A 13202-nucleotide genomic window follows, 5' to 3' on the forward strand; every position below is an offset into this window, starting at 1 on the left:
GTCATGAACGACATCAACACCGCCTTTCTCAAACCACAAGCCATGCCAGACATACAGTCTTCGCATGACGAGCGGGCCTTGCCAATTGAGCAGGTAGGGATTCGGGGATTACGCCATCCGCTGAATATCCGCACTCAGACGGGTGTAATGCCAGCGGTTGGTAATTTTGAAATGGATGTGGCTTTGCCTGCGCATGTGAAGGGCACACACATGTCTCGCTTTATTGCACTCTTGCAAAAATACCATGAGCCGATTGATAGTGCATCTGTAGTTGCCATGGTGCGTGAGATGCTGCCATTGCTCAACGCGAGTGAAGGTCGTATTCAATTTACCTATACCCACTTCGTAAAAAAAGCTGCACCCGTATCTGGTGTTGAAAGCTTGATGGATTACGAAGTGACTTGGACTGCAAAAGCAAAACAAAATGCATCTGGTGCAATTGATGCTGAGTTAAACCTTCGCGCTCTAGTTCCAGTGATGAGTCTATGCCCTTGCTCTAAAGAGATTTCAGAGTATGGAGCGCACAATCAACGCTCACATGTGACGATGTCAGTTGAGCTGGATTCGCAGACCAAGATGACGGTAGAAGATTTAGTTGCAGCCGCTGAGAGCCAAGCCTCTAGCGAGTTATGGGGCTTGCTCAAGCGCCCTGATGAGAAGTGGGTTACCGAACGTGCTTATGACAACCCGAAGTTTGTAGAAGACTTAGTACGCGATGTAGCAGGTCAGCTCAAAGGTGATCAGCGTATTTTGTCTTTAGTGGTTGAGGCTGAGAACTTTGAGTCGATTCACAATCACAGTGCCTACGCCAAAATTAGTCTGACTAAGTAATAAACTCAGCAATAATCTAAGTAAGATTATTGCTCGCCAAATCCCAGCGGGGTTTGATATCAAAGGCGCCTGAAGTAGTTGAGCCATTATTTTCTGCCAACATGCGCAGTGCTCCAGCAAATGCAATCATCACGCCGTTATCGGTACATAGATCGACTGGTGGATAGTGCACTTCAAATCGATTTTTCTTAGCACTGGCATTGAGAGCTGCGCGTAATTGCAAATTGGCGCCCACACCGCCAGCCAGGACCAAATGTTTGCAGCCAGTTTGCTTAAGCGCCTTCTCTGATTTACTGACGAGTACTGCGACTAAGGAGTCGACGAAGCTTCGCGCAAGATCCGCATGAAACATTGCAATCTCATCAGAATCAGTAATGCCTAATGCCTCAAATTTTTTCACCTGGTTCAGAACCGCTGTTTTGAGTCCAGAGAAAGAAAAGTCCAAATCCCCAGAGTGCAGCATCGGTTTGGGTAGGTCAAATCTTCCAGACTGGCCTTTTTCTGCCAATTTGGAGATAGCAGCTCCGCCTGGATAGTCCAGGCCCAGTAATTTGGCTGTTTTATCAAAGGCTTCGCCAGCGGCGTCGTCCAAGGTTTCACCCAGAAGTTGGTACTTACCAACCCCGCTCACTAACATTAGTTGGGTATGCCCACCCGAGACTAGAAGAGCAATAAATGGGAATTCCGGCACAGAGATCCCTAAAAGTGGTGAAAGCAGGTGCCCTTCGAGGTGATGCACCCCAATCGAGGGTAGGTTGAGGCCCTGAGCAAGGGATTTGGCAAAAGCACTCCCCACGAGTAGGGCGCCAGCCAATCCAGGGCCCTGGGTGTAGGCGACCGCATCGATATCTTTTAACTTGAGCCCAGCATCATGCAAAGTGTCGTCCAAAAGGGGTAAAACCCGCCTGATATGGTCTCTAGAGGCCAATTCGGGGACAACGCCCCCATAGTCACGGTGCATGGCAATTTGGGAGTGCAGTGCTTGTCCTAGGATGCCCTGATGAGCTGGTGCGTGGTTTTCCCAGGGGGTAGTGTCATATATGGCCACCCCGGTCTCGTCACAAGAAGTTTCTATGCCTAAAACAATCATTTTTGTATTTGGTCGTGCTAGAATCGCATTTCAGTTAATTTATCGATATTTTTCGAGCATATACGAGTTAAACAAGTATGACTACAGTCCGCCTCCGTGAGAACGAACCTTTTGAAGTGGCTTTACGCCGTTTCAAGCGCACCATTGAAAAGAATGGCCTTTTGACAGACTTGCGTGCCCGCGAGTTCTATGAGAAGCCAACTGCTGAACGTAAGCGCAAGAAGGCCGCTGCTGCTAAACGCCATTACAAGCGTATTCGCAGCCAGATGTTGCCTAAAAAGCTTTACTAATCGAATTTAAAAGCTCTCCTCACCGAGAGGCTTTGAAACCCGCTGACGGTGAAACGCAGCGGGTTTTTGCTTTTGAGTCGCCAGCAATTTATGAGATATTGAATACTAGGGGAAAAATACCATGAGCCTGAAAGATCAAATTACTGAAGATATGAAAAACGCGATGCGTGCAAAAGCAGTGGCACGCCTTGGAACTATTCGTCTTCTATTAGCAGCCATCAAGCAGCGTGAAGTAGATGATCGCATTGTGATGGATGATGCGAGTGTCATCGCTACGATTGAGAAGATGATTAAGCAGCGCAAAGACTCCATCTCTCAATTTGAAAAAGCCAATCGAGATGATTTGGTGGCGATCGAAACGGCTGAGATGCTTATTCTGCAAGATTACTTGCCAGCACAGTTGTCTGATGCAAAAGTAGAGGCGGCGGTAGCTGCAGCAGTGGCATCGACTGGTGCAGCTGGTCCACAGGACATGGGTAAGGTAATTGGTGTTCTCAAAGGTCAATTGGCTGGTAAAGCAGATATGGGAAAAGTTTCTGGTTTAGTAAAAGCGGCGCTGGCTAAGTAAGTTCACAAGCTCAGCCTCATCCCATACTGATGGCTCTCATACCCCAATCCTTCATTGCTGATTTACTAAATCGGGTCGACATCGTCGATGTAGTTGGGCAGCACGTGAAGTTAAAAAAAGCAGGTGCGAACTTTCAAGGTTTGTGCCCCTTTCATTCTGAGAAATCCCCTTCATTTTCAGTATCACCTACCAAGCAGTTCTATCACTGCTTTGGTTGCGGAGCACATGGCTCTGCCATTAGTTTTCTGATGGAGTATTCCGGTCTTGGCTATGTAGACGCCATTGAAGACTTAGCGCGTTCCGCAGGATTAGATGTGCCGCGTGAAGAGCGCACTGCAAATGATATTGCCCGCCAACAGCAGACCATGGCATTGAGTGAGGTGATGAGTGCCGCTGCCGATTGGTATCGCCAGCAACTGAAAGTAGCGCCGCGTGCAGTGGAATATCTCAAAGGGCGCGGCCTTACCGGCGAGATCGCTAAACGTTATGCCTTAGGTTATGCACCCGATGGTTGGCAAGGCCTGGAGGCAGTCTTTGGCACTTATGCTAACGATGAAGTAGCCAAGACTTTGCTTGAGGGTGGCTTACTCATTCAGAGTGAGCAGACGGACAATAACCAAATTGCCAGACGCTACGATCGCTTTCGTGATCGCATCATGTTTCCAATTCGCAATCCCAAGGGGCAGACCATTGGCTTTGGTGGACGCATCTTGGATCAAGGTGAGCCTAAGTATTTAAATTCTCCAGAGACACCATTGTTCTCCAAGGGTAATACGCTTTACGGCTTATTCGAAGCAAGACAAGCCATTCGCTCGCAAGAATATGTTTTGGTATGCGAGGGTTACATGGATGTCGTGGCACTCGCACAATTAGGCTTTCCTAATGCCGTAGCCACATTAGGTACGGCCTGTACTGCAAACCACGTGCGCATGTTGTTGCGCCAAACCGATAAAGTCGTGTTTTCCTTTGATGGTGACTCTGCTGGACAGCGTGCGGCGCAACGTGCTCTGGAAGCATGCCTCCCATTAATGTCGGATGATAAAGAAATTCGCTTCTTATTTTTGCCTACAGAGCATGATCCTGATAGTTATGTCCGAGCCTATGGCGCACCTGCTTTTGAAAAAGTTATTAAAGAGGCGATGTCGATTTCAAGCTTCTTCTTTAAGATTGCAAGTCAGGATCATGAGCTGACAACGCCTGAAGGAAGAGCGCAAACGCATCATGCAGCAAAACCGATGTTGCTATCCATGTCACCAATTGCTCTGCGAACGCAAATCTTGCGTGAGCTCGCTATTCGAACGAATTCAATGCCTGCAGAGTTAGAGTCTTTCTGTGGATTGACGATAGCGCCTGCACCAGTGCAGCGGGGTTCTTATGTCACAACGAATCAACGCGCACCCAACTTTGTGCAAGCCAATAGCAGCAACCGGACCCAGGGCGCACCTTGGCAGGCCTCTAAGGGTTCAGCGAAAAGAGCCCCTGTACTCAATATTCCGCCTCCGCAAGCCCCTACAGATTTGGCTGAGCAGATCTTGCGCGTCTTGATTCAGTTTCCACATCTAGGCAAGGCTTTAGATGCTAACAAGAGGGCACTAGCTTTACAGGCTTCCGAGCTGCGCTCAGAAAAAGCATTAGAGCTCATGAAGGATTTATTGACTCAGTGTGATCAGGTTGAATTGATTCCTGGTGAGAACGGTAAGCCACCAGCAGTTGGCGCCGGCGCATTTGCTTTATTCCAAGAGCAGCTATCCCGCAGTGAGTTGGCTCCGCTCTATGAGGTGCTAAGAAAGCGGGTCATGGGCTCTGATTTAGAGATCAAAGGAGCGATTGCCGATTTAGATGGGGCTTTCAAAAAGCTGGAGCTTACCCACCTGAAAACAGAAATGACAGAAATCGCCCAAAAGATTGCTGGAAGTACTGCTACAGAGCAAGATCGGGCTCGATATCGCGAGCTGGGCGAAAGATTGAAATTCTCCTAGGAATTTTCTGATTTAAGCCCAGAAAACCTGAAATTTACCCCATATTTTGAGCGCGGATAGGGGTAAAAAAGTCGTAATCGACTATAATCCTCTATTCCCAGAAAAAAACCGATTTAATTCAGCCACTTGCGCTTTATTTTTAAGAAATTTTGGGCAAGTGGACAAAGTGGCTGCACCTAAGCAGTCGAGAACAATCATCAGTAACGTGAGTAAGTGCTAATAAATGCCTAATACCAAGAAAAAACCAGCAGCTAAGCCAGCTAAGCCAGCAAAGCCAGTAACGAAAGCCAAAACACCAGCCAAGCCAGCGGCAAAAGCCAAGACACCTGCTAAACCAGTTGCTAAAGCTAAAGCCCCAGCAAGAGTAGTCAAGCCGGTAGCGAAACCTAAGGCCAAAGCACCAGCCAAGCCAGCTGCTAAAGCGAAGGCACCTGCTAAACCAGCAGCTAAAGCTAAAGCACCGGCAAAAGCAGTAAAGCCAGCTGCTAAAGCAAAGACACCTGCCAAGCCAGTAGCTAAATCTAAAGTAACGGCAAAAGTTCCAGCGAAGCCAGTGAAGGCTCCCGCTAAAGCGGTAAAAGCTCCAACAAAGACCGCGACCAAGCCAGTAGCGAAAGTAGAAGCACCTAAAAAAGGTAAGGCTGCTACTAAGGTTGAGGCGGCAAAGCCAGCTAAAGGCGCTAAGGAAGTTCCAGAAGCTAAGGGCAAAAAATCAAAAGCAGTTGAGGCAGGGGTTGAGCTTGTTGCAACTGAAGAAGTAAAAAAAGGTCGCAAACCCAAAGCGGATGCACTTCCAGAGGGTGCTGAGCCAGTTCTTACTGATCGTCAAAAAGCACGTGAGCGTAAGGCAAAAGAAAAAGCGCTATTAAAAGAATTCGCAGCACAACAGTTAGGCTCTGAAGAGCAGCAAGAATTACGTCGTACTCGTCTGAAGACATTGATCAAGATGGGCAAGTCCAAGGGTTACTTAACTCACGGCGAAATGAATGACGTGATGTCAGATGAGTTGTCAGATGCCGATGCATTAGAAACATTGATCAGTCTTTTAAATGACATCAACATTACTGTGTATGAGCAGGCTCCAGATGCTGAGACGCTCCTCTTAAATGAAAATGCTTCTGCAACTACTTCCGAAGAAGAGGCTGAAGAAGAAGCCGAAGCCGCTTTAGCTACTGTCGACTCAGAGTTCGGTCGTACAACAGATCCAGTGCGTATGTATATGCGCGAGATGGGTACTGTAGATTTGCTGACTCGCGAAGGCGAGATCGTTATTGCGAAGAAGATTGAAGCAGGCCTTAAAGACATGGTGATGGCTTTGGCTGCTTGCCCTGTCACCATTGGCGAGATCTTGGCTAACGTAGACAAGATTGCTAGCGGTGAAATGGAGATTGATCAATTTGTGGATGGATTAGTTGATCCTAACGCCGAAGATATTAAGCTTGGACCCGAAGAGCCAGAAATCGACCCAGACGCTGAAGTGGTTGACGAAGAAGGCGGTGAAGATGAAGGTGGCGGTGGCGGCGGCGCAGCTACAGCTAACGCCAAGCAACTAGAGGAGTTAAAGCAGATCTCCCTAGAGAAGTTTGCAATTGTGCGCACCCAATCTGACAAGATGCGTCGCGCTTTTGATAAGGAGGGTTATAACTGCCCGGCTTATATCAAGGCGCAAGAAGCTATTCGTGGTGAGTTGCTTGGTTTCCGCTTGACTGCAAAGAGTGTTGAGAAGTTGTGTGACACCATGCGTTCGCAAGTGGATCAAGTTTGGAAGCTCGAGCGTGGCATTGTGAGCTTGTTGGTAGATAAAGTAGGTGTTAATCGTGGTGAAGTATTAAAAGACTTCCCAAAAATGTCGATGAATCTAGAGTGGGTAAATAAGCTCCTCAAAGAAAACAAGCCATACACTGCATTGCTACAGCGTAATGTTCCAGCGATTCAGGAATTGCAGCAGAAGTTGATCGACATTCAGACGCGTGTTGTATTGCCACTCCCAGAATTAAAAGAAGTAAACAAGCAGATGACTGCTGGTGAGAAGCGAGCGCGTGAAGCTAAACGTGAGATGACTGTTGCTAACTTACGTTTGGTAATCTCGATTGCTAAGAAGTACACCAACCGTGGTTTGCAGTTCTTGGATTTGATTCAGGAAGGTAATATCGGTTTGATGAAGGCGGTAGATAAGTTTGAATACCGTCGTGGTTACAAGTTCTCTACCTATGCAACTTGGTGGATTCGTCAGGCGATTACCCGTTCTATTGCTGATCAGGCACGTACGATCCGTATCCCAGTTCATATGATTGAGACGATCAACAAGATGAACCGTATTAGCCGTCAAATCTTGCAAGAGACTGGTCATGAGCCAGACGCTGCAACCTTGGCTCTCAAGATGGAAATTCCTGAGGATAAGATTCGTAAGATTATGAAGATTGCTAAAGAGCCAATCTCCATGGAGACACCAATTGGTGATGATGCCGACTCAAACTTAGGTGACTTCATTGAAGATAGCAATACCTTAGCTCCAGCTGAAGCAGCCTTGCATGACTCGATGCGCGATGTAGTGAAGGACGTTCTGGATTCATTAACACCACGCGAAGCAAAGGTATTACGTATGCGCTTTGGTGTGGAGATGAGCACAGACCATACTCTCGAAGAAGTTGGTAAGCAGTTTGACGTAACTCGTGAGCGTATTCGTCAGATCGAAGCCAAGGCCTTGAGAAAAATGCGTCATCCAAGTCGCAGCGACAAACTTAAGACCTTCCTCGAAGAGGATTGATTGCCTAGTGTTTAGATGTCGTGAATCCTTTATAAAAAAGGATTCACGATCTGCAGCCTCTTATCAATTACTTGACGGTGCTGCATATCTTCTGAGTACAGTTTTTCACATCCCGCTTGCAAAGCTGCAGCAATAATCATTGAATCATAGTGTTGGTACCCGTATCGCCTGGATACCATTAATCCGGTTTCAAAAGTATCTATATCAACCGATCTTACGTTGAATGTGGACGTAAATAAATCCAAAAACTCATCCAGCTCACTATTAGATATTTTTATTTTTCTAATGCTGGCAGAAGTAAATTCATTAAGGACTTGAACGCTTATTACGTTTGATTGCTCTAAATTTTTACTAACCCAGTCCGCTTTTTTTGTGTCTGATGATAGTAAATAAAGTAGGGTGTTGGTATCAAAAAATATTTTCTTAGCGTTCATTCAATTCAGATCTATCAAAGTGAAAATCGGCGGGCATACGACCTCGAAATTTTCTCAAACTTTGAAGCCTATCCTGCAAAGAAGGTTTCTTCTTCACTTGAAAATGCTTTTTATCCGCGACATGAACCTCAATGTCATCTCCTTCTTTGAGTTCTAAAAATTCGACTACTTGAGCTGGTAGACGAATGGCAAGACTGTTCCCCCATTTTGATACGACCATGATTTTCATCTCCTATAGATATACATATAATAATGTATATCTATATAAAAAACAACAATTGGTCAAGTGCATACCAATCAATAATTTAAAGAGCCCCTTCAATTACAATGAGAGGTTAGGGCCTATAGCTCAGTTGGTTAGAGCAGAGGACTCATAAGAAAGAAGCCCTAGGGGTCTTGTAACAAAGACCTCAATAGTTTCAAGAGGTTAGTGGTCGATTAGGTGGTCAAAATTGCTTACACACCGACTACACACCAGGGCATTTTTCATGGTGTGTAGTAAATGCGGTTTAAGTGTGGTTTTGCGGTAAAAAGCACCCCTCAAAAGGTGTGTAGTAAATGTAACGATTAAGGGCCTATAGCTCAGTTGGTTAGAGCAGAGGACTCATAGCGAAAGTTGTGCCTTATGCGTGGAAACTGCATAAGGGATGGTGTCAAATTCGGAGAAAGCTAAAGGTAGCCAAAAGCTGCACAAGCTAACGCCGAGCGAAGCTTAGTAGAAATACTTTGAACGTGTAGAGACTAGACGGCACCCATCTAAGTCGAGTAATCGATATGATGAAGGCATAGTCCAGGGAGTAGTGAAAGCTACGCAAACCGGAATCCTTTGGTCCCAGGTTCAAGTCCTGGTGGGCCCACCAGAAATGCAAACCCTCATCAGTAATGGTGAGGGTTTTGTCTTTTGTAAATTGCCAATCGCAGGTAAAGTTGGAATAACAAAGCTTATTGGAGATGAATATGTCAAATCCCGACAATACATATAAAAAGGCTAGAGTTTCAGGAACTGTTTCATACCTAAATGCATTGAATCAAAGGGTGGCCGTTCCTAAGGGGCCATGTGAAATTTCAAATAACAATGGTTATGGGCCTAATTTTCTGAGGTGGAAAGTAGAGGATGGGGAACATGAAATTGAATTAACTTTGATTGAGTACTCAACTTATTCAAATACTAAAGATTTTGTAATTCTCGAATAACCTTGGGAGATCCTATGATTCCACTCTGGCTGCAAATAGTCTTAGGCATATCCGCCCCTGCGATTGCTTTTTTTGGCGCTTACATTAGTTATAAGCAATGGCAATTGGGTCAGTACAAGTTAAAGCACGATCTTTTTGAGAGAAGGTGGCTAATTTATGCTGCGGCTCATGATGCTATAGCAACTTCAATTAATGGCTCTAGCTCTGAAAGATTGGATGCATTCAAAAACTTAAAAGTAAAAATCCTTAGCGCTAAATTTCTATTTCCAGTTGATGTTTTTGATTATTTAAATGAGCTAGCAGATCAAATATACAAGCTAAAGATAATTGAGGGTAGCCTTAATAAAGCTACTGAAGATAGATCTGAGATAGAAAAGAAGTATGGAGATCTTTATAAGTGGCTGGAATCTCAGCCGACATTATTGGCAGAAAAATTAAGTCCATATTTGGGTTTAACTATATAGATCAAGCGTTACTTTAAGTAACGCTTACCTTCCCATTCACCTCCATAAACTCTCCATAAATCACCACAATTAGCCATTAATTCTTTTGGCTAAATTGACCTCTATTTTTCAGCCAATTTGGTTGCTCTAGCCTAGTGTCAGAAGCTAAAGTATATGTATGGCAACTAAAAAAGAAAGTACACATCAACTCATACACCGTAACCTAACCCTCTACCAACGCGAGCATAGTACCATTTGGCAATGCCGCTATAAGGTGGATAACAAGTGGATACGGGCAACTACCAAAGAGACTCAACTTGATTTGGCAATTAATAAAGCTAAAGAGCTATTGGTAGAGGCGGAGATTCGTAAACGCTCTGGTATTCCATTGGTAACTAAACGTTTTAAAGATATCGCTATGCTGGCAATTGATAGGATGGAGCGAGACTTAAAAGGCGGCTTAGGCAAGTCAATCTACAAAGACTACATCCGTATTATTAATGAGCATTTCATACCCAGTCTTGGGCAAAGGCTCATTAACAATATTGATTACGATGCCCTGCAGCAATACTACGACGACCGTGAAGCTAGGTATGGCTTAGCAATATCCAATAGCAATCGCAAGACTCAAAATGCCGCTTTTAATAGAGTCTTTGATGAAGCGATTGTTCGGGGTTACTTAACTGAGAGTAATCGCCCCAAGTTGGATGGCAAGACTAAAGAGAGCGTGCGTCGCCCAGCATTTGAGCTTCATGAGCTTAGAGCTTTATTAAAACTTCTAGGTCCCTACATAGAATCAGGTCGAACTAAGGATGTGCGCGAACGTCGTGAGATCCTTAGAGACTATGTTGAGATGCTGGTGGATACAGGGGCGAGACCAGGCACGGAACTGTTAAACATGAAATGGAAGCAGATCCGTTTCATGATGAACCCTATTAGTACAGTCACAGATCAATTGGATGAAGACGGTGAGGTCATTGAAGTCCATAGCCTAAACCGTAGCTGCGAGATGACGGTGAAAGGTAAAACAGGACAAAGACAGATTATTGGACGCTTGCCGAGTGTCAGGGTGCTTGAACGTATAGCTATGCGTAACTATGGCGTAAAGAGCACTATTAAAGACCCATTAGCCGAACTCATTAAACCCACTAACGATGACTACATATTTAGAACCAAAGAAGGTAGAGATTTAAGTGACGTCTTAAACCATATGTTTGATGGCTTCCTAGCCGACCATGGTTTATTGATTGATCCTAAGACCAATCAAAAGCGGGTGTTTTATAGCCTACGCCATACCTATGCCACGTTAGCACTTACTCACGATATGGTGCCTATTCACACTCTAGCTAAACAAATGGGTACTAGCGTCTTAATGATTGAGCGCCACTATAGCCACTTACAGGTAATACAGGCAATTGAGCAGTTGCGTGGGACGAATACCAGGAAGCTTATAGAAGCGGATAGTAAAGCTGCTGATAACTATCCGAGTAAGAAGCGGGCTGAGCAAGAACTACGGGCGGCTTAAGCAAACTTAAAGGTAAATCCCTTGCTGGGCTTTGCTTTACCTTTGATGATGTTGCTAATAGTGGAGCGGTGAACTTTGAGGCTTTCCTCTGCTTCTTTTGCGCTTGCAAAGCGAGTTTCTTTTCCGGTCGCTAACTCTATAGCAATAATGGGTTTTGATCTTGCTTCAGCTACCAGTGCACCTTTAAACTTAGTTGGTGGACTTTCATTTTTATCAAGACTAAACCACCATCCAGCTGCAGAGGTTCGCTCTTTAGAGGCTACTGATGCAGCTGCACCTTTATATATGTTGAGTTCAGTATCGGCAACTGTGCAATTTCTAAATTCTCTTCGTTCGCCCGATTCTAGATTAAATGCATAGACAGTTTCATCACGCTTTTCTCTTCTTAGCGAAGACCCATAAGATTTCGGCATTGTTCTTTTGCTACCTTCATACTTAAGCCACCATCCATTAGCTGAGGAACTATCACCCCTAGCAACCATAGAAATTAAACCCTTGGTAACGCCCAAATCTGTTGCCGCATCTTCAAGAGCTGCGTACCGCCTCTCTTCCTTGGTTTCGTAATGAATGGCAATAATGTTTTTGGATTGAACAGCTCGCACGGCCTGTACTCGCAATTCATCACCCCAAACTTTAGGTGGTTCTTTGTGGGGATCTTCCTCTAGCCTGAACCACCAACCTTGTACTGATGATCGTTCGCCTCTCGCAACAGCCATGGGCATATCTGTATTTTTCATACCCAGTAGTCGAGCAGCAGCAGAGCCGGATTTGAAATTACGAGTTTCACCGGTTTCTAAAAAGACACCAACTATTGGCTTGTCATTTTCGGCAACCATATCTCCACCAGGAGAAAGGTTATAGGTATATTTGGATTTATGCCCACCGGCCTGGACGATTGCCTCTATTTCGGCTTGATTTAAGGCCTCACGATCTTCAGCAAAAGCGAGGATATAAGAATCGAATTGATCCCATCCATACTTTCGGATGGCATTTCCAAATCGTCGATTATTGGTATATGCAATGCCTGAGAACCAGCGTTTACCAGCTTCTTGTTCGGTAATTCCAATGTAGCACTGCTTAGTTTCTCTGTGTACGTGAAGATACAGAACATTTGATGCTTTATTTTTTTCTTCTCTTGATAATTCGAGTGATTCAAATTCGGCGCCATTAGCTACGATGATCTTTACCTTCTTATAGAAGGTATTTCGACTAGATAGATGGGTAAAGTCAGTCATGATTGGCTCTGATGGACTACTTATTAGTTTAACCCCCTAAAGCCCTTAATAGACAGTGATCAATATCCTCTCGAGTCATTAGCTACCGGTTATTAGGATGAGTAAACTACCATCTTAGCGTTATCTTGAATCTGGACTGCAATAGAGCCTTGTTTCTTCTTTCTCAGCACTGCTGCAAGCGCATCATTAAATGATCCATAAGTTCCGATGCCTATCCAAGCGGAATAGGGATTATTGGATTTATGTAATGCTCTAAAGGTTTTTGACATTGAGTGACTTTCTAATTGATTGAGAGTGGTTTGTGCAGCTTGAATCTTTTGCCTAGCTCGCTCGGCTTTGACTGCTGCTTGTGCTCGTTTGGCTTGATCTTTAAGGGCTTTGATTCTTGCCTGTGCTGGGGTTAGAGGTTTAGTTGGCGAGGATTGGAATTCATAAAATCTCATACAGATATTTAGCTGCTGGGTTTTACTGATTAATACTCAGTAGGTAGCATTAAGATCCAGCGTTCACTATCCCAGCAGGCGTATAAAGCGATTGAGTCCAGTGGGAAGGTCGTATAGGCTATTTTCTGTGTGGCTAGTACGTTGCCATTGCCATCATCGAATACTAGTTCAGCCTTACCGTTTTCTACTCTTAACTTACAGCTGACAAATACTTCGTTTTTAGGTAAATGCAGGATATGACTGGTAATGGCATCCATGAGCCAATAGCAGGCCGCTTCTTGCGCCAAAAACTGTACACCATCCGTTAGAAAGACTTTGGGCCAGAGGGGGTAGTAGTACTGCGTTCCATAAAATTGCTCCAAATGATTCAAAAGCTGGGTTTTAGATAGATTCATTTTTGCTA

General features: G+C 44.8%; 14 protein-coding genes. 8 read left to right on the plus strand and 6 right to left on the minus strand.

The features are described 5' to 3' along the window. Positions 1-3: 3 nt before the first annotated feature. Positions 4-831 carry a GTP cyclohydrolase FolE2 gene (gene folE2, locus ICN22_RS03290; RefSeq protein ID WP_216168878.1) on the plus strand — a complete coding sequence of 276 codons (828 nt, stop codon included), beginning with the start codon at positions 4-6 and terminating at the stop codon, positions 829-831. A 16-nt stretch (positions 832-847) separates the two neighbouring features. Here folE2 and tsaD read toward each other — a convergent pair whose 3' ends face one another. Beyond that, positions 848-1921 (minus strand): tRNA (adenosine(37)-N6)-threonylcarbamoyltransferase complex transferase subunit TsaD, encoded by a 1074-nt coding sequence (tsaD, locus tag ICN22_RS03295; RefSeq protein WP_216168879.1) that lies wholly within the window; start codon positions 1919-1921, stop codon positions 848-850. Between the two features lie 77 nt (positions 1922-1998). Here tsaD and rpsU point away from each other — a divergent pair, with 77 nt between their 5' ends. The 4 genes from rpsU to rpoD all read left to right on the plus strand — a co-directional run bounded on the left by rpsU (position 1999) and on the right by rpoD (position 7525). Then, entirely contained in the window at positions 1999-2211 is a 213-nt protein-coding gene (gene rpsU, locus ICN22_RS03300; protein WP_011903537.1) for a 30S ribosomal protein S21, read from the plus strand. Between the two features lie 121 nt (positions 2212-2332). Then, entirely contained in the window at positions 2333-2779 is a 447-nt protein-coding gene (locus ICN22_RS03305) for a GatB/YqeY domain-containing protein (protein WP_216168880.1), read from the plus strand. Positions 2780-2808: 29 nt separating this feature from the next. Continuing rightward, on the plus strand, positions 2809-4758 hold the full coding sequence (gene dnaG / locus ICN22_RS03310) for a DNA primase (protein WP_216168881.1): 1950 nt from the start codon (positions 2809-2811) through the stop codon (positions 4756-4758). Positions 4759-4981: 223 nt separating this feature from the next. After that, positions 4982-7525, plus strand: coding sequence for an RNA polymerase sigma factor RpoD (gene rpoD / locus ICN22_RS03315; protein WP_216168882.1), 2544 nt, complete (start codon positions 4982-4984; stop codon positions 7523-7525). A gap of 29 nt (positions 7526-7554) precedes the next feature. On the opposite strand, the gene ICN22_RS03320 is transcribed toward rpoD, so the two are convergent. Together ICN22_RS03320 and ICN22_RS03325 are read right to left on the minus strand one after the other, a co-directional pair. After that, positions 7555-7959: a PIN domain-containing protein gene (locus ICN22_RS03320; protein WP_216168883.1), complete on the minus strand. Its 405-nt coding sequence runs from the start codon at positions 7957-7959 to the stop codon at positions 7555-7557. After that, entirely contained in the window at positions 7949-8179 is a 231-nt protein-coding gene (locus ICN22_RS03325) for an AbrB/MazE/SpoVT family DNA-binding domain-containing protein (protein ID WP_072582921.1), read from the minus strand. Before ICN22_RS03325 ends, ICN22_RS03320 begins: the two co-directional genes overlap by 11 nt. 737 nt (positions 8180-8916) lie before the next feature. On the opposite strand from ICN22_RS03325, the gene ICN22_RS03330 reads away from it, so the two are divergent. From ICN22_RS03330 to ICN22_RS03340, 3 genes are all read left to right on the plus strand, one after another. Next, positions 8917-9153 carry a hypothetical protein gene (locus ICN22_RS03330; protein WP_216168884.1) on the plus strand — a complete coding sequence of 79 codons (237 nt, stop codon included), beginning with the start codon at positions 8917-8919 and terminating at the stop codon, positions 9151-9153. A gap of 14 nt (positions 9154-9167) precedes the next feature. Next, positions 9168-9617 (plus strand): hypothetical protein, encoded by a 450-nt coding sequence (locus ICN22_RS03335; protein WP_216168885.1) that lies wholly within the window; start codon positions 9168-9170, stop codon positions 9615-9617. A 157-nt stretch (positions 9618-9774) separates the two neighbouring features. Continuing rightward, positions 9775-11121: a tyrosine-type recombinase/integrase gene (locus ICN22_RS03340; protein ID WP_216168886.1), complete on the plus strand. Its 1347-nt coding sequence runs from the start codon at positions 9775-9777 to the stop codon at positions 11119-11121. Here the strand turns inward: ICN22_RS03340 and ICN22_RS03345 are convergent. The 3 genes from ICN22_RS03345 to ICN22_RS03355 form a co-directional block, all read right to left on the minus strand. Then, positions 11118-12356 (minus strand): hypothetical protein, encoded by a 1239-nt coding sequence (locus tag ICN22_RS03345; RefSeq protein WP_216168887.1) that lies wholly within the window; start codon positions 12354-12356, stop codon positions 11118-11120. The genes ICN22_RS03340 and ICN22_RS03345 overlap by 4 nt on opposite strands. Positions 12357-12448: 92 nt before the next feature. Continuing rightward, positions 12449-12799: a hypothetical protein gene (locus ICN22_RS03350; protein ID WP_216168888.1), complete on the minus strand. Its 351-nt coding sequence runs from the start codon at positions 12797-12799 to the stop codon at positions 12449-12451. Positions 12800-12828: 29 nt separating this feature from the next. Next, positions 12829-13194 (minus strand): DUF6876 family protein, encoded by a 366-nt coding sequence (locus tag ICN22_RS03355; RefSeq protein WP_216168889.1) that lies wholly within the window; start codon positions 13192-13194, stop codon positions 12829-12831. Between the last annotated feature and the right edge of the window lie 8 nt (positions 13195-13202).

Source organism: Polynucleobacter bastaniensis (genome assembly GCF_018882205.1).
Classification (GTDB): domain Bacteria; phylum Pseudomonadota; class Gammaproteobacteria; order Burkholderiales; family Burkholderiaceae; genus Polynucleobacter; species Polynucleobacter bastaniensis.